The following is a 17,185-nucleotide window of genomic DNA, read 5'->3' as shown; positions in this document are numbered from 1 at the left end:
CTGATTGGACTCCTGAGCGGGCTCCTGAGCGGGATGGTCAACCGACATGGTGAGCCAGCAGCCCCCGCAGCCGATTCTTCAGATCTGTATCGAGGCGGGTGAAACGAAAAGCGCTTCTGCGCGTCCTGGCAGTGCTTTTGCGGTTTTTTCCGCCGGTTTCCCGTGCAACGGTTTTATAAGGTATATTGTGCAGATATATGCCCTGTTCGGCCATTATAAGATCCAGTTCCACACTGCCGAGTTCCGGCAGGGTACCGGCATCCCACCTGAATGCGAGTCCGCCCAGGCTCATATCCGTCACCTGCCCCATGACTTCCGGCTCGGATTTGTATAGGACCATAGCAATCTCGCCGATGCTCATCCGGTCGTGATCGCGAAGGCGTTTCATCTCGCTGCGCAGAATGGCAAATGTTCCCTTGGGCATCGGGTAGCGTTTGTACTTTCTTCGTTCAACCATGGCATCTCCATAAGGGTTAGTGTTCCGATCCAGAATGCACTCAGCTATTGAAGAACACTGCAAATAGCCTGCCATGGATGCAGATCGAGCGAAGGAAATGAAAATACCGGCCGGACCGCGGATTCCTGCAAATCAAAGGAAGTGAATGTAATGGGCAGCGTTCGCCTCAGCCAATAAATTGACGGTTTGCCTATCCCGAATGGTTCAGCGTCTACCAGACCCGGGTGCCTGCAGCGGCTGGCAGCAGAGAATTCAGATCTTCGCGAAGCTTATCGTCGGCCTTGATGGGTCTGCGTTGATCTTTGATGTGGCCGTAGCTGAAATCGGATTCGGCACGAACCACATGCACCTTGGCAACCATGGCGGGTTCGGGAACGAAGGTCTTGCCCTTGTAGGTGATCGGCGCCTTCTCTTCGACGACATCGAAAACCGTACCCTCCACCACGCCCTGAAGGGCGCCCAGATTCAACAAAACCTGATTGCCGGTGACCTGCACGACAAAGGCCTGCAGGGGATATTTCTCCATGATTCGAACGAGCAGGCTGCGGTTGATTTGGTTCAGGTCCTGTTGCACATGGATGCCGGCGTTGAATTGATAATCGATCCCTTCGACGGCGCTGCCGTCTTGGGCGGAAAGAATCTTCAAATTGCACAAGGGGCCCGAGGGCATCTGAAAGATTGACCCTTTGACGATCAACGAGGCCTGCAGGGCCTGGCTGAGTCGGGTGAGAATTTCATTGTCGGCAAGAGCATCCCGGTCGAGTTCCAGTTCGTCGATCGCCCCCTTGACGATCAGGTTGTCGACCACCAGAATCCTGCCGGAGCCTCCCAATTGTCTTTCCAGGTAGGCTTTGAGCAGACCGGCGAAACCGGCCCGCTGGGAAAGCCCCCCGGATTCGGAAATGTCAAAAAAAACCACCCGCGTCGGTCGGGAGGTCCAGGGGTCGTCAACCGGCTCCTCCGTAAAACGGTTTTGCCGATAGCGCTCGACCACCTTTTTGATCGCCACCGCCAACTCGCGTTGTTTCATCTCGTCTTTTTGGATCATCAACATGCGCAGGGCATTTTCGGACAGGGCACGAACGAAGGGATCTCTCTTGTCGATGGCCTCGGCCTGGCGATAGGCTTCCAGGGCTTTGTCCCAGCGCCCCTCCTGTTCATAAGTCAGGCCTTTGTTGGAAGTGGCTTCGATATAATATGGGTCGATGCTTACCGCCTGGTCGTATAATTCGCGGGATTTCGCCAGATCGCCGCGCTGGGCGTATAGGCGTCCCAATTGGTTGTAGGCAACGGCGCGTTGAAATGGTGCACCGCCCTGTTTTTGGGTGCCCTGCCGGTACTCGGACTCAGCAGCCTTTTTCTTGTTCTGGCGATACAGTTGATCCCCTTTGATTACATGCGCCAGTGGGCGATCCTTGGCCTGGGCGGCCACCTCTTCTGCCAGTTTGATGGATTTGGCGGTCTGTCCTTTCTCTTCGTAGACCTGGGCCAACCCCTCCTTGCCCAAGACAGCGTCTTTGCCCTTTTCTTTACTGAGATTGTAAAATGTCTGTTCCGCTTCGTCCAGCTTGCCTTCCTGCATGGCGGCATACCCTTTAACGGCGCGGGCCCGTGTATTACCAGGATCCTGTTTTTCTACAGTTTCGGTAATGGCCCGGGCGACGGCGGGCCGCTTGCGTTGCAGATTTCGTTCAGCGAGTCGAACCAGCATGACTTGAGTGGTTTTTCCGCCCCCCTGGAAATAATCGAGCATCTTCAATTCAGGACCGATGATACAGACCGTGGGAAGAACCCGCTGGGCATCGTACATGGCACTGACACCGGCGGAATCCAGCAGAACCGGAAACAGGGTATGGGTTTTCTGGTTGAACGCATCGACCTTCTGTGGGGAAGAACGGGTGATGGCCCAGACGGTAAGATCGGCATCCCGGTATTTTTTGACCAATTGGTCCAGGCTCAAAAGCCCTTCGATGCTGGGACGGGAATCGGGATCGAAAAAATAGAGGATCGTCATGGGCTTGGTTTGGGTGTCGGACAGCGGGTAAGCCTTGCCGTTGACGTCCTTCAGAGTGAACACCGGAACCGCGCTGCCCGTTTTCAGGGCGCCCTGGGCGTTTGTCGAAACAAATCCCACGGCAATGATGACGGCGATCAACAATCCGGCGAAAAAGCGGTCAACCTTCATGGCAGTTCCTCCTGAAAAGGGTAGCACCGAATCGGAAAGAGGATTGTGCAACCTGGCAGCATTCGGCAAAGATATTGTAAATCAATCAATGGAAACCAGTCGCACATCCAGGGGTGCGGGCTGATCTTCTCCGATCTGAAGCTGGGCTTCCCATTCATAGTAACCCGGCAGGTTCAATCGAATTTCGTAACTTCCCGGATGTAAGGGGATATTCACCGGGGTGGTTCCCTTGAACGCCGAATCCACAAACACCTGGGCGCCGCTCGGTGTGCTGGCGACGTCCAGCAGGGATGATGCTGCCGGCAATTCGGCACCGGCAGTCGCGCTGGCATCTTCACCGGGATTTTGCATCGTTTTGTAACCGATGATACCGGCAGCCAGGCAGACGCACAAAACGGCGATAACTATACCCGCTTTTTTGGAACGAACCGGCTTTTCGGCGGACACCGTCGATTCCGGGAAAGGATGGGCTCCAGCATCCAGGCAGGCCTTTAAGGCTGCTGCCATCTTCTGGCCGGTCTGGAAACGTTGGTTGGGATCTTTCGAAAGACTTTTTAAAATCAGGTCGGCCAGTTCCCGATGGTGGAAGGTTCCCGCTTTCATCGGATCTTCCGGTGGTTCATGGGTAATGGAACGGAAAATGGCAGCGATATTCCCACCTCCGAAGGGGCGTTTTCCAACCACCATCTCGTACAGTATCACCCCCAGTGCGTAAAGGTCCGTCCTTCCGTCGGCCTTCTGGCCCATGACCTGTTCGGGAGCCATGTAAACAGGCGTTCCCAGGATATCGCCTGCCTGGGTTTGCTGGGCTGCATCAGGATCTTCAATACGCGCAATACCGAAATCGGTCAGTTTTGTGCGGTGGTCCGGGGTGAGAATAATATTGGACGGCTTGATGTCCCGATGGGTAATCCCTTTGCTGTGGGCATACCCTAATGCTTCGGCCACCTCGGAGCACATCTGCACCGCTTCGTCCGGCGGCAGCGTCCGGCCCTTGATCGCTTCGTTCAGTGGCCGGCCTTCGAGAAATTCCATGGCGATGTAGATCGTTCCATGATCCTGGCCCACGTCATAAACGGTAACGATATTGGGGTGGGATATCCGCCCGATGGCCTTGGCTTCCCTGAGAAACCGGAGAACAAAATCCTGGCTGACGACGCGATCCGGCCGCAGAACTTTAAGCGCAACCATTCGGTCGATTTGCGGATCATGGGCCTGATAGACGACCCCCATTGTACCGCGTCCCAGCTCTTTAACAACTTCGTAGCGTCCGTATTTCATAGGCTCAGTTGATTGCAGACAAGGCCACGGTAACGTTATCTTTTCCACCGGCCTGCTTGGCCAGTCGGATCAGCGCCTCGGATTTTTCGTCAAGGGCTCTTTCGCCGCTTAAAATCGACAGAATGTCCGATTCCATGACCATGTCGGTGAGCCCGTCGCTGCATAGCAAAAATAGGTCTCCTTGCCGTTGCTTTCCTTTTAGAATGTCCAGCGCTACGGTTTCGTTGACGCCCACGGCTCTCAGGATCACGTTGCGCATGGCGTGGTGCCGGGCCTCTTCAGGCGTAATCAGGCCCTGATCCAACTGTTCCTGAACAAGTGAATGGTCTTTGGTCAACTGCTTGAGGGCATTGTTGCGCATCCGGTAGGTTCTCGAATCTCCTACATGTCCGACGATAAAGGTATCGTTGACAAATGCCAGCAGTTCGGCCGTGCATCCCATGCCCTTGTTCTGGGGGTTGCGTTCGACATGTTTGAGGATTTTATCGTTGGCCAGCTTGAAGGTGGTCTGTACCCGGGCGATGGTGTTTTCCTCGGATGACCCGTCATGGCCGGCAAAAACGGCCTTGGCCGTTTCCGCAAAGATGCGGCTGGCCACCTCCCCGGCAGCGGCCCCTCCCATGCCGTCGGCCACTAGGCAGTAATGGCAATCCTCGCAAATGTAAAAAACGTCTTCGTTGTTGCTGCGGACATTGCCCACGTCCGTGGCACCTTGGTAGATGATCGTCGGCAAGTGCTGTGGCACCTGAGTTTTACCCTTTCCAATCCTATCGGTTGTCAGGAATCTCGAACCATCGATTCAGAGAACGTCGCCCCGGTCTGCTCAAAAACGAAATCAAGCCGGGGTTTCCGTATCTTTCTCTTCAAAATTGGCCCGCATGAACAATGCCAAATCCGAGGTGTCGTAAGTAATCCCCAGATGGTTTTTCAGCTTCAGCAGATCGTCGTGCAGTTCCTGTGCAGTCTGGTAGCGTTTGACCGTCGATTTTTCGAGGCTCTTCATGACGATATCGTTCAGTCCCTGGGGGATGTCCGGTCGCTTGGTGATAATCGGCGGAACGGTCATCTTCGGAATGGTACGAATGGCTTCGATATCGTTGGTAAAGCGGTAAAGTCGGCTACCGGAAAGAATTTCATAGAACACCAGACCCAGGGCATAGATATCGATCTGATGGTTCACGTCCTGCCCCATGGCCTGTTCCGGAGAAAGATAAGACAGTTTCCCTTTGATTACGCCGGCCTGGGTGAGCGAAGGTTCGGAAGCGGCTTTGGATATCCCGAAGTCGCTGAGCTTGACCTCTCCGTTGAGGGAAATCAGGATATTCTGAGGACTGATGTCCCGATGGACGATATTCAGCGGGGTCCCGGTTTTATCGTCCTTGCGGGTGTGGGAGTAATGCAGGGCATTGCTGATTTGTAAAATCAGGAAGACCGCCATATCCACCGGCAAACCCTTTTTCAGGTATCCCATGATTTCGGCAAGATTTTTCCCATCCACGTATTCCATGGCGATAAAGTAAGCATTCTGGATCTTGCCGAAGTCCGCAATCTGAACCACATTGGGGTGCTGAAGCAGGGCGGCCAGGCGGGCCTCCCGGATGAACATGTCGATAAAGTCGCGATTGTCGGCCAGGTGGGGAAGGACCCTTTTGACGGCTACAGTCTTGCGAAATCCGTCCTCTCTGAGGTAGTCGGCCAGAAAAAGTTCGGCCATGCCTCCCTGGGCGATCTTCCGGGTCAGCAGGTAAGGGCCGATGCGCGTCATTCCCTCCATCGCCTTTTCCCTCGCGGCCTTTCTTTTCTTGAGCGTTCGCTCCAGCATAAAGAGGAAGCCGGCGGTGAGTGCCGCACTGGAAATCAAAAACAGCAAGATAAACAAACGATAGGATTTAACCTTCGACGCAAGCGTTTTAGCCCCCCAACCGACGACAACCCCTCCGATTTTAACCCCCGAGAAAGTCACCTTGCTTTTAAAAACCACCACCGGCGTCTCAGCATCCATTTTTCCCGAGGCGATGCTGACGCCGTTGACCGTATCGACAAGGGTCTCTTCTTTTACAGGCGTCATTTGACGGTTGATTTTTGCCGGGTTGGAATGGGCCAGAATCTTTTCCTGGTGATCCAAAACGGCGGCGAAACGGATTTCGGTATTCTCCATGACCTCCCGGATGGCCAGGTTCAAGGACAAAAGGTCAGTGGAAAGGATCAGCGACCCGCTTTTATCGGCCAGACCGAGGGCCAGATCGACACCCTTGCTGTAGAACGTTTTCTGGGCCGTGTCGATTTTGCTCTGCATGGCGAAGAAAGTGAACAGATTGACGATGATCCAAACGGCAACGCCCAGGGCGACATGACGTTTAAGCGGAGGTCCGGACATAAACGCTTTCATCTTGCTGGAAACGGAATTGATGGTCGTGGTCGACAGCTGCTTCATCCACATCATGGTCGTTGTCGCTTTTTCGCTCCCGGCCATATTTTTTCTCCTCATCGCCCGGTTGCCGCCTGCATCGCAGGCCGATCATTCACCGGACAATTTTTTGATGATATCCGCACATCGATGAATCATTTGGCGCCGAAGCCAGCCCAGATCTTCACGACGCGATATTTCCCGGAGATTGATGCTGTCGCGAAAAAGCGGGGTCGCATTGACGTTATCCATTTCCGCCGTTCGAAGCACCGGATAGCGGTCCAGGTTGACTTCGAGCAGAAACGAACGATTCAACGGTTTCAGGCTGCCGCACACCGGGCAGACCAGTTCGCGACGGTCGGACAACATCCGATTCCTTCCGATCCAACTCTGAATCCGTTCTTTTGCCGCCGCCTTCAGCGAACGGATCCCGTGAAAGTCGATAAGCAGCAGTACAAAAAGGACTGCAATCAACGCGCCAAAGGCCGTCCAGAAAAAAATCGTACGCAGATCGGTGCCGCCCCCGGCGTCCATGACCAGAAAAACCTCACCGATTTTCGTGCCGGCATAATTGATATCGCCTGAAAAACAGATCACTCGATCACCGCTGTCCAGCGTTTGGTTCCAATAGCCGACACCATTTTTCAAATTTACTTGATCCGATGATGTCGACGGCAGTTGGCTTCGATTGGAAAAAGCGATGATCTTATTTTTGTGATCGATGATCGACACATCGACCACCCCTTGGAGCCCGGACGTTTCCTGTACCAGTTTCGTCAACGCCTGAACGTCTCGTTCGAGAAGCGGCAAGCCGGCCTTGTCGGCGCTTTTTGAAACCATGGCAACCCCGTTGGCAGTAACTGCTTCGACCATTCGGGTTTCCTTGGCAGCGATGAAAAGATAAAAGAAAACGGCCAGCAGCCACCATGCAAGCAGCCATACAAACCAGCGGGTTTTTCGAATTCTTCTTCGCTTTTCTTCAGGCATCGTGCCAGCTTTCTTCAACTCTCGGATTCAATGCCGGTATGGAGACGATTCAGCGTTTCAGGTTCCGGAAAAGCCGACCCGAAAAAGGTTCCGGCGAATCGGTGCATGAGCACCGATCAATCGACCAAATATGCCTAAAATTATTATGATACCAATAGATTGTCAAGCAACTTATCCTTTTGGGAAACCAGCTGTTCAAAGATGATAGAAGGTTAGTTCGTTTTTCGGTCAATGTTCTTTTGAAAAATACCATATTTTTGAAATTTTTCAGATCTTTTAACAGACATAACCCTGCCATCGCTAATTGATCCGCAAGGAGTCGCTTTTTTGACGGATTCGTAAAAATGCATAGATCTGCCACAAAACGCCAGACCGGTACAATTAGGCCTGCAGATAAGGGCATTTCCTTAAACCCGTCACTATTGAATTAAGCGAGACGCTATGATAGATAACACAAGGATTTTCTTGAAAGATAGAACAGCGTGAGCCCTTTTCTCCGATGCAACGCTGGTTCTTGCGGATTCTCTTTCTTCATAGCGGAGCGATCACCATGCACCTGTTCGGCTCACGTACCACATCCAGCCTCATTTTTTTCTGGATCATTTTCATTTTCCTGTCGGGTTGCGCAGGACCGACGATCATTGCCCCGGTGTCGCCTCCAGGTGAATACCGTTCTCCGGAACGTATATTGCATAAGATTGAACCCGGGGAAAATCCGGAAATGTTGGCACAACGATATCTCGGAGAAGCCCGGTTGGCCTGGATGATTGAGGACACCAACCCCGAAACCGCCTTTCTTCCCGGCCGTTTCGTCGTCATCCCTCTGAAAATAGCCAACCGCGGAGGGATCACGGAAAAGGGTTATCAGACGGTTCCGATACTCTGCTATCACCGTTTTGCCAATTCCTGTGATTCGCCCTTGTGTATGCCGGCCGACGTTTTTGATCGGCAGATGAAGTATCTCAAGGAGAACGGCTACCGGGTAATCGGTCCCGAAGAACTGCTGGATTTTCTGGACTACCGCAAGGCCATCCCGAAAAATGCAGTCATGATAACCGTGGACGACGGCTATCGCTCCGTATATAATATAGCCTATCCGATTCTCAAAAAATACGGATTTGCGGCCACGTTGTTCATTTACATCGATTACGTCGGGGTGTCCAGCAAGGCCATGACCTGGGATCACCTTCGGGAACTGAAGCAAGAGGGCTTTTACATCGGATCGCATTCGGTGGCCCACAGCGATCTGTCCAAGAAAAAGGAAACTGAGGATGACAAGGCCTATCTGGCCCGGTTGAAGAAAGAAATCTTTCGTTCCAAGGAGATTATCGACCACGAGCTCGATCAGGACACCCTGATTTTTTCGTACCCATTCGGCAGGCGCAATCAAACCGTGATATCCCTGTCGCGCCAGGCCGGATTCAAAATCGCCGTTACCGTAGACCGGGGAGGCAATCCGTTTTTCGCGGACCCGTTTACGATCCGGCGTGACCAGGTATTGAAGCGGGATATGAAGCGTTTCGTTTCCCGTTTGAAAACTTTTCAATCTTACCCACTAAAGTGAGTATGCCATGAAACACAAATACCTAAGTGCTGGTCTGGGGGTGATCCTTCTTGTATTGCTGGGTTGCCAGGCCTCCCAGGCCCCTCGGGAAATGGACAAGCAAGCCAACGCGTATATCGAGCAGGCGCAAGCCTATGAAGCCCAGGGCAATCTGTTGGAGGCCCTGGAGCAGTTCAAACTGGCACAAACCATAGCACCCAAGGAACCGGTCGTAACCGAAGGTATCCAGCGTCTCGAAAAACAGCTCGACGACCTGGCCGAAAACCATTACCAGGCCGGTTTGCGTTACCGGGACAAGGGCCAATGGGAGTCGGCCAAAAAAGAGTTTTTAAAAGCCCTTTATTATCGCCCGGAGCACGAAAAGGCGGCGGCCATGCTCCAGCAAAGGCAGCCGGATGGGGGCACGAAGTACATCACCCATCAAATCAAAGCCGGAGAAAGCATTTCCAAGCTGGCGCTTAAATATTATGGCGACTATAAAAAATATCACCATATTGCCAATTTCAACAAAATGACCGACGTCACCCGGGTGCGCGTGGGTCAGAAGATACGTATTCCGGTCATCGATGGGGTGTCCATAGAGGACCTGATTCGAATCAGCACTGCTTCGACGACAGCTTCGCAATCGACTCCCAAAATCTCCGGCGAATACACCCTGCATGAAATCCAACCCGGCGAAAGCCTCTCTAAAATCGCCAAGAAATACTATGGGGACTACAAGCTGTTTCGGGTGATTGCCGACTACAATGGCATTGACGATCCGACCAGTATCAAGGTGGGGCAGAAAGTGAAAGTGCCGAACCTTGAAACGGCCGGGGCACCGAAAGCTCCCGCTGATGAGGAGACGCCGGCCTATGCTGCCGAACCCGCCGAACTTGAGCCGCGAGACGAGGCACCGGAGGCCTCCGGAGAATACCGGCCGGAGACGGAAGAACCCGTGGACCAGGTGGCCGGATACCGTGAAACGGGCGTGTCCCTGTTTGAAGAAGGACAGTACGAAGATGCCATCGTCGAGTTTCAAAAAGTATTGAGCGCCGACCCGGGTGACCCGGCCGCCAGAAGCTATATTTCCCGGTCTTATCTGGAACTGGGCAAATCCCATCTTGCAGCCAACCGGTTAAATGAAGCCAAAAACGCCTTTACCACGGCATTGGACTACGATGAAAACTGCGCGCAATGCCCGGAATTATTGGCCCGGTGCCAGTCGACGGACTCGGAATCCCTGCGGGAAAAAGGGGAAGAACTCTTGCGGAACAATCAGTACGACCAGGCTATCGAAACCTTGCAAAAGGCGCGGGCATTGAATCCGGACGACGATGGAGCGACTGACCTTCTCTTCCAGACGTACTATCAAAAAGCAACGATTTTATACGACAAACAGGAATATCTGGCTGCCAGGGATGCCTTTAAGGAGGCCGCTGCCATCAAGTCGGATTGCAGCGATTGTGCAAGCTACATCGAAAGCAGTCTGGAAGAGTACAAGGAACTGAATTATAATCAGGGGATCGTTTATTTCGGCCAGGAAGAGTTGGGTCAGGCCATCGACTCTTGGGAAAAGGTGGTGGCCGTCGATCCGGATTACAAAGACGTTCAACAAAATCTGAGAAAAGCGAAATTGTTGAACGAGCGGCTGGAGAGAATCAAAAGCAGTTCGGGCGACTAGATTCGCCTTGAATGAAAAGCGCTTGACAACCATTATCGTTTCACGTCTATAGTCCAGCGGATATCATCGGGCCGCATTGCGGCTGCCGAACCGTAACACCAAGAAACATGCAGGCGGGACAACATGCCCCAGATGCCGAACATCACCATTCAACTCGTTCATATTCAAGGCCCCCTGAAGGGGCAGATTCAGGATTTTTCCGAGTTTCCCGTTCACATCGGTCGCCATTCCACATGCCAGGTCCGTTTCGAGAAAGGATTGACGACCATCTCCAGGAAACATGCCCGCATCGAAAAACAGGGCAACCGGTTTCGCATCATTGACGCCAGTACCAACGGCACCTATGTCAATGGAAAACGAATTGCCGATGTCTACCTCAGGGACGGCGATGTGATCACCTTTTCCGAAAAGGGTCCCAAGGCCAGCTTTCTGACCAAAATTGAAACCGGACAGGTCCCGGTTGCGCCAACGGCAACGCACCGAACTGCACCGGTAGCGCCCCCCGCCTCACCTGCTCCCAGACCACCGGCACCGGTTTCACCGCCGCCACCGCAAACGCCCGCTCCGATGCCAACGCCTGCACCTGACGCACCGACCCCGCCGGTGGCATCGCCGCCACCGCCAGCTTCGGAGCCGGGGCTCACCGTTGGGCCAGATATGGAGATTCCGGTAATCAGCACCAACGCCCCGCTGGTCATTCAATTCGGCCCGACGCTGCAATCCTACAACCTGTTGCCCGTTACCATCGGCATGGATGCAGATTGCGATTTTGCCATCGCCAACAGCGCCCTCGCCGGACGGCACGTGCAAATCTTTTTCAACGAAAACAATTATTACGCCAAGGACCTGACCGGCAGAAACATGGTCACCATCAACGGTCGGGCAGTGGGCAACCAGTCGGTGCTGGCCCAGGGTGCGGAGTTGGCGTTGACCGACCGGGGCCCCAAATTCAAATTCCTTGGTGGCGGGCGCCTGGCGGAAATACCGGATATGGCACCTGATGCCTTGGAGAAGACCGACGCCAAGGCCAACCTCCCGGATATCGACGAGGCTCCGTCCGTCCCCCAGAAAAAATCGAAATCGCTGTTTAAAAACTTTTTCAAATAGTCCCCGAATGGACCGCACGGAAAAGCCCCGGGGTTGATGCCCCGGGGCTTTTTATTACAGCCAATGTATCACCACCTCCGCCCCTTTAATCATACGGAATCCAAGAGAAACATACCACATATTGTTTTTTTATTGAATGGCTAAACCTATATATGGTGGTCTAAAGGATAAAAGATCCAGTTCAAATGGTGAAAGACGCGATATGCCCTCTTTGCCGGTGAAACACTTCGGCAACAGTGCATTTTTTCCCAGAAAGGTGGCAGGTAAACGATTTCAACGAAATCAGGGGGCCAGCAGGAGTACCTTTGTTTGGCTCGGCGCTAAGCGTGCTCCAGGGCAATTCGTATTGTTCTGCAGTGTTGTACTGGTAAGCTTGGTACCCGGTTTGCCACCGATGAGAACCGTAAAAGATGCTGTAAGGTGCTTGGACGGTCCCATAACCGTGCCCGCGGCGACTCCCATCGCGACACCGGCATTGTCACCGTTGGTCATTGGAATTTGGGTACCCATGTTATGGGCCGGAGCGCAGGACATCAATACATTATATACCGCAGGAACGCCCATGTTGCCGTTGGCGATGTTGGGATAGGGTACCGGTACTGGTGATGGCGATGGAGGTGCAGGCGTCAGGCAAACATCAGGAAAGCCGTTGTCCATTCCGCCCATTTGGGTATTTGCAAACATACATTCCTCCTTCTATCCCAGATGAATTTGCTCACCTTCAAGTCTTACCAGTTCATCGGCATCGATGAGAGCATTCTGCCCACGCAGACTCAAATTCTTATCCGCGCGATAGTCGATTTCGTTGCTTCTCACGTGATCGATTTCATCAACAACACGGTAGCTTCGTTTGAAACGTTGGGCAACTCGTTCGACAACCGAATCGAGCAAAACACCAACCAGCCGTATTTTTTCAGAATATGCAGAAATCCGGCTGCCAAAATAGCTAAGCTTGTCAATGAATACACGACTTTGATGAACCCGCAAAGATAAATCCGTGGCGTCCAACCTCATTTCTTTGGAGGTGACCAGGTTGAGTCCTTTTTCGGCAGCGACATTCAATTTCCCTCGTGATACGTTAATTGAACAATCGCCGTCCAGGGGAATCGCAATCGCCTTGTCGCCCATACGCTCAAGCACTGCGATAACAAAAAGATCACTATCGATCGTCCCGGCCAGAAGAACGCGGTCCCCCTCCTCGGGTTCGACAAGGCAGCTTAAAGCCCGCTTTGCTGAGAACACGCCCTGATCTGTGCTGACCATCAGAGTGCTATCGTCGCAATCCAGGGCTGTTCCGATGCCTTGAAAATATTCGGCTTCCTGCTTCAATTCGGATACTGTAGCGGTCATATGTTCTCCTCCGGCATGCTATGGATGTATTCTTAGTAAGGAGGCTGCCAATTCTCGGCCGCCAAAAGGTCCTTATCTGCGCCAAGCGCGGACTTGCGGTCATCGATCAAAGCGCCCCGGTCGTTGACGCCATGCAGGTTTGCCCGGAACAGTATCGATCTGGAAAGGGAAGCCGATGTCAGGTCTGCATTCGAGAAATCGGCATACGTCAAATTGGCGCGGTCGAAACGGGTCGAGGTGCAATTTGCGTCTTTCAGGATGCATTGTTGCATATCGGCACCGGAAAAATCCGCGCCGGTAAGATCGGCCCCGATCAGAATGGATTGAGAAAATCGTCCACCGGAAGCGATCGACTGTTTCAGATTGGCCTCAACAAACAGGGCGTTGTTGGCAATGCAGCGGTCCATGTTCGCTCCCTGCAGATTGGCCCCCTTGAAATTTCCCTGAACAATGTCGGCGCGGGTCAGGTTGCAGTCGGACAGATTGGCATCGGTGAACTGGCAGGTCAAAAATTGTTTGCCACTCAGATCCAGTCCCGCCAGATTTGCTTTGATGAATATCACCGTATTAAAACGGCAATCATCAAGATTAGCTGCAGTCAGGTCCGCTCCGAGCAAAACGGTACGTTGGATATCGGCCTTTGAAAAATCGTTTTCGGCCAGTACCGAGTCCAAAAAAACGGTCCGAAGCATTCGCGTTGCATGAAACCGGGCACCCGAAAGGTCACAATTGGCGAATACGGTCATGTGCAGATCCGCACCGCTGCAATTCGCGCCGGATAATTTCGAAAAACTGAGTTTTGTACTTTCAAGCTTTGCGGAGGACAGATCGCCATGGGTCAGATTACACTCATGGAGACTGGCTTTTCGAAAATCAACCGCTTGCATATCGGCGTTGCCAAAATTACATTTCACGAATATCGAATTCATGAAGCGGGTTTCCTGAAGAAGGGCGCCTTCAAAATTGACATCCTCGAAGATGCCACCGGCAAGGTTGGCACCCGACAGGTCTTCTTTGACCAGCTCAATTTTGCTGACCGCCTCCCCTTGGTCAACAAGCTTTTCGATTTCGTCACGCTTCATTGGGAGCCACCCGTCTTGGATAGATACGAATTTTTTTGGTGAAGGTATCGCCCAATTGTGTGTATTGATTGGCATACACGCGGGCCATGTCAACCTGGTATAAATTGCTCCCGCGCAAATCGGCTCCCCGAATATCGGCTCGCTGCAACGAGCCTTTCATCATATTCAGTGAAATCATGCTTGCATCGTTCAAGTCGGTTTTTACGAAACTGGCTTCATGGCCGACGGCACGATACAAGTTGGCATTGCGGAGGTTGCACTCACTGAAGTCGGCACGGTTGATCTGTGCATGATTGAAGTCGCTGTCCTGCAACGAGATGCCCCGCAAATTTGCATCGTCCAACCGGGCATTGGAAAAAATGCTGCCATCGAAAACGGATTGACCGACAAAGCGAACATTGGTCATGTCGGCCCCCGCAAAGCGGCATTGCTTTCCGATTACATCCAAAAAGACACTGGCTTGGAGAAATGCACCCGAAAAATCCACACCACTTAGTTCGACGTTGAGAAAAACGCACTTGTGGAGGTGTGCACCTGAAAAAATCAGGCCCCGCAAGTCGCATTCCAGAAATTTTAATTGAGCCGCACGAACACCCGAAAAGTTGGTATCTTCGTAAATGGCTCCTGAACAATTGCATCCGTTGAAATCGGCATTCGCGAAAGAGGCCCCGGTAAGATTGGACTTAACCAGGATCGTGTCGCGACAATCGGAATTTTCCGCGTTGAGCCTTACACAGCATGCTCCGCCCAGATTGGCCCCGGAAAGGTTGGCGCCGGTCAAATGCGCATCGGTCAAATTGGCATGAGCCAGTACGGCCTGGCTCAGGTTTGCATTTTGCAGGTTTGCCTTTTCGAGATTGGAACTCTCCATAAAGCATTTTTGAAAATCGGCGCCGCGTAAATCGAGACCGGACAGATCGACGCCGGTTAAATCTTTTCCAGCCAGACTTTCCCCCTTGGCATGCGCTTCAATTGCCATCTGTCGGATGCGTTCTCCCGCTTCTTTGTCCAAGGCGGTTACCGGGTCTTGATGGTGGGCAGACATCCGGTAGAATTCTTTGATCTGAAGTTCACCGTCAAAAAGACGCTGCCGGAAATCTTCGTCCTTGAGATAGCCCTCGATCTCTTCGGGATCGAGGTCCTGTTTATGCATCTTTTCAGCCAGTTGCTCCATGAAATCAATTTTTTCCTGGGCGCTGAATGCAGGTGGTCCCTTTGGCTTCTCCTTGTATTCCTTACGAATTTCCTCAAAATCCATATCCAAGGACGCCAACAAGTCCTTGGTCCGTCTTTCGACCCCTTCCAGACTTATTTCAGCCTCTTTTTTCTGCTTTTGGGCTTCGGCTTCCAATTTAGCCATAAACTCGGGAAGATGCTCCAGATCCGGAGCAGGTTCTTCGGGAGGAAGGGTTTTGGGTGCATGCACATCCGGATCCAGGCCGTAGCTTTCGGCTACTGCTCTTGCTTCGGCAATTTGCCGTTCCATGCGTTTGCGCATCTTTTCCCGGATCGGATTCTCATCGACAGGGGCGGCATGACCGCTTTTTGGCAGCCCCTCGGGGACCAGCAGACTATCTTTGAGGGCATAGAACATGCCTTTTTCCTTGTCGAGCCGCTTTGCCAGCACATCGAGGTAGTGCTCTTGAGGCCTGGGTTCACCCATTCGTTCGGCACCGATCATCACGTGGACGATATCGGAGCCATCTTCATCTATGGTTTCGCAGAGTCCCTGGTAGATCAACACAGCCCGCTCCCGGTGGGGAAAAAACCAGGCCGTCGAAAACCGAGTCGGCAATTCCTCGAAAACGTCTCCGGATTCGGCTTTTCGTGTAATATAGCAGCGGGCTTTGAAACCGGGGAGTCGCCCTTCGATGCGAGATTTTTCCGGATGAAGATTTTCGAAGCAATAGGCTTCATCGCCGTTAAGATGACCCTCGAACCATTGATCCTCCGGCGCAATATTGAAAATAGTCCAGTCGATATCGCGGGCAAAAGCCGGGAAATCTTCCTTCAGCCACGCTTTGTTGTAGGTACCTGCTTTTGAAAACCGCTGAGGCCAGGAAATGTCAAGGGGACCGAAACAGGCCGGCGTAATGGGAATATCCGGATCGTATGTCGTTTCTCCAGGGTATTGTAGATTGGGAAGCAGATGGACTGTTCCTTGAGCTCCTTTTACAGGTTTAAACCCCCTTCCCAGGGGATTTTTGGAAAAACCTTCACCTCCGTAAGCCCGCTGCCAGCTCAGTGCCATTTTTTTAAACGGTTGCGGCTCGGAACTCTGCCCCATCTCCCAGAAGCGGTCACCGAAAACATTCAGAGATTTCTCACGGCCGGCAAAGGCAATTCTCACCGTGCAGGCCAAACTGGGTTGAACACCCGGTGGGAAAGCGAAGCCGGCGGCCAGAAATTCAGCCCGGGCCTTGGGTATGGCGGCTTCCAGAATCCCTTCCTTGCCGATCTCGTCTGGAACCATCTCCCACATGCTCGCTTCGGACAGCAAATCCGCTTCTCCTCCAAGCGGCACGTACATGAGAACGGAGACTGCGAAATAGAAGCGCTGATTGTACTCGAAGCAACGAGTGAGAAGCCCCAATTTCTGAGGCTTGATGGTTTTCATTGTGTTTTCAGTACCTGTTTTTTATTCTTCGATTATCATTTTAGAAGGTGAATCCGGAAGATACTTGACGCTGACCGTCTTGCCCGGCTGGTATCGGCTCATATATACCGGCGATACAGCCATTTCCACTTCTCCAGGGAATTCACGGCCGGAAGGATCGGTGACCATCAATTTGATCGTGACCACCGGATTTTTATTCCTCCGATTGCCGGTATCCTTGATTTCCAACACCCTGGCCCGGGCGTCGATCCCTTTTTGTTGAACGCGGGTAGCGTTGATTTTTCGCATAACTGGCGATCCGAAAATCATGGCAAGAAAACCCAACACAAAGAGGAAAATAAATAGTCTGTTCATTATCGGCCACCTCCCCCATATTTGCCTTCCGGTTAACGCCGATCCAGCCTTGACGGACTCGTAAAAAGTTGGCGTCATTCCGCCGCAGGCCGGTATCATGTCATTTCAATACATTCTGGATACCGGATCAA

General features: G+C 52.6%; 14 protein-coding genes. 3 read left to right on the top strand and 11 right to left on the bottom strand.

Annotated features, from left to right (window positions below):
* Nucleotides 1-37 precede the first annotated feature (37 nt).
* The 6 genes from GN111_RS03580 to GN111_RS03555 form a co-directional block, all read right to left on the bottom strand.
* The gene (locus GN111_RS03580; protein WP_170302114.1) at nt 38-457 is read right to left on the bottom strand and encodes a PilZ domain-containing protein; all 420 of its coding nucleotides are present in this window, start codon (nt 455-457) and stop codon (nt 38-40) included.
* 211 nt (nt 458-668) lie between these two features.
* The gene (locus GN111_RS03575) at nt 669-2,642 is read right to left on the bottom strand and encodes a TlpA disulfide reductase family protein (RefSeq protein ID WP_155302433.1); all 1,974 of its coding nucleotides are present in this window, start codon (nt 2,640-2,642) and stop codon (nt 669-671) included.
* Between the two features lie 81 nt (nt 2,643-2,723).
* Nucleotides 2,724-3,923, bottom strand: a complete 1,200-nt coding sequence (locus GN111_RS03570; protein WP_155302432.1) for a serine/threonine protein kinase — start codon at nt 3,921-3,923, stop codon at nt 2,724-2,726.
* A 4-nt stretch (nt 3,924-3,927) separates the two neighbouring features.
* Nucleotides 3,928-4,656, bottom strand: coding sequence for a Stp1/IreP family PP2C-type Ser/Thr phosphatase (locus tag GN111_RS03565; RefSeq protein ID WP_155302431.1), 729 nt, complete (start codon nt 4,654-4,656; stop codon nt 3,928-3,930).
* 102 nt (nt 4,657-4,758) lie between these two features.
* Complete coding sequence (locus GN111_RS03560; protein ID WP_170302113.1) at nt 4,759-6,396, bottom strand: serine/threonine protein kinase; 1,638 nt, start codon at nt 6,394-6,396, stop codon at nt 4,759-4,761.
* Nucleotides 6,397-6,441: 45 nt separating this feature from the next.
* Complete coding sequence (locus GN111_RS03555; RefSeq protein ID WP_155302429.1) at nt 6,442-7,317, bottom strand: hypothetical protein; 876 nt, start codon at nt 7,315-7,317, stop codon at nt 6,442-6,444.
* Between the two features lie 721 nt (nt 7,318-8,038).
* Between GN111_RS03555 and GN111_RS03550 the strand changes: the two genes are divergently transcribed.
* From GN111_RS03550 to GN111_RS03540, 3 genes are all read left to right on the top strand, one after another.
* A complete protein-coding gene (locus tag GN111_RS03550; protein WP_170302112.1) occupies nt 8,039-8,881 on the top strand; it encodes a polysaccharide deacetylase family protein in 843 nt (280 codons plus the stop codon).
* A 7-nt stretch (nt 8,882-8,888) separates the two neighbouring features.
* Entirely contained in the window at nt 8,889-10,544 is a 1,656-nt protein-coding gene (locus tag GN111_RS03545; protein WP_155302427.1) for a tetratricopeptide repeat protein, read from the top strand.
* A gap of 123 nt (nt 10,545-10,667) precedes the next feature.
* Nucleotides 10,668-11,651, top strand: coding sequence for an FHA domain-containing protein (locus tag GN111_RS03540; protein ID WP_155302426.1), 984 nt, complete (start codon nt 10,668-10,670; stop codon nt 11,649-11,651).
* Between the two features lie 282 nt (nt 11,652-11,933).
* On the opposite strand, the gene GN111_RS03535 is transcribed toward GN111_RS03540, so the two are convergent.
* From GN111_RS03535 to GN111_RS03515, 5 genes are read right to left on the bottom strand one after another with little or no spacing between them, the layout of a single operon-like run.
* Nucleotides 11,934-12,335 carry a DUF4150 domain-containing protein gene (locus GN111_RS03535; RefSeq protein WP_155302425.1) on the bottom strand — a complete coding sequence of 134 codons (402 nt, stop codon included), beginning with the start codon at nt 12,333-12,335 and terminating at the stop codon, nt 11,934-11,936.
* A gap of 12 nt (nt 12,336-12,347) precedes the next feature.
* Nucleotides 12,348-13,001 carry a DUF3540 domain-containing protein gene (locus GN111_RS03530; RefSeq protein WP_155302424.1) on the bottom strand — a complete coding sequence of 218 codons (654 nt, stop codon included), beginning with the start codon at nt 12,999-13,001 and terminating at the stop codon, nt 12,348-12,350.
* 32 nt (nt 13,002-13,033) lie between these two features.
* The gene (locus GN111_RS03525; RefSeq protein ID WP_170302111.1) at nt 13,034-14,083 is read right to left on the bottom strand and encodes a pentapeptide repeat-containing protein; all 1,050 of its coding nucleotides are present in this window, start codon (nt 14,081-14,083) and stop codon (nt 13,034-13,036) included.
* Nucleotides 14,073-16,700 (bottom strand): DUF2169 family type VI secretion system accessory protein, encoded by a 2,628-nt coding sequence (locus GN111_RS03520; RefSeq protein ID WP_155302422.1) that lies wholly within the window; start codon nt 16,698-16,700, stop codon nt 14,073-14,075. The genes GN111_RS03525 and GN111_RS03520 overlap by 11 nt, the downstream gene beginning before the upstream one ends.
* Nucleotides 16,701-16,721: 21 nt before the next feature.
* Complete coding sequence (locus GN111_RS03515; RefSeq protein WP_155302421.1) at nt 16,722-16,988, bottom strand: DUF3592 domain-containing protein; 267 nt, start codon at nt 16,986-16,988, stop codon at nt 16,722-16,724.
* Nucleotides 16,989-17,185: the final 197 nt, after the last annotated feature.

Source organism: Desulfosarcina widdelii (assembly GCF_009688965.1).
In the GTDB taxonomy this organism is placed as follows: Bacteria; Desulfobacterota; Desulfobacteria; order Desulfobacterales; family Desulfosarcinaceae; genus Desulfosarcina; species Desulfosarcina widdelii.
Note: the sequence above shows the minus strand (reverse complement) of the source record. Positions and strands in the feature narration are given on the sequence as shown.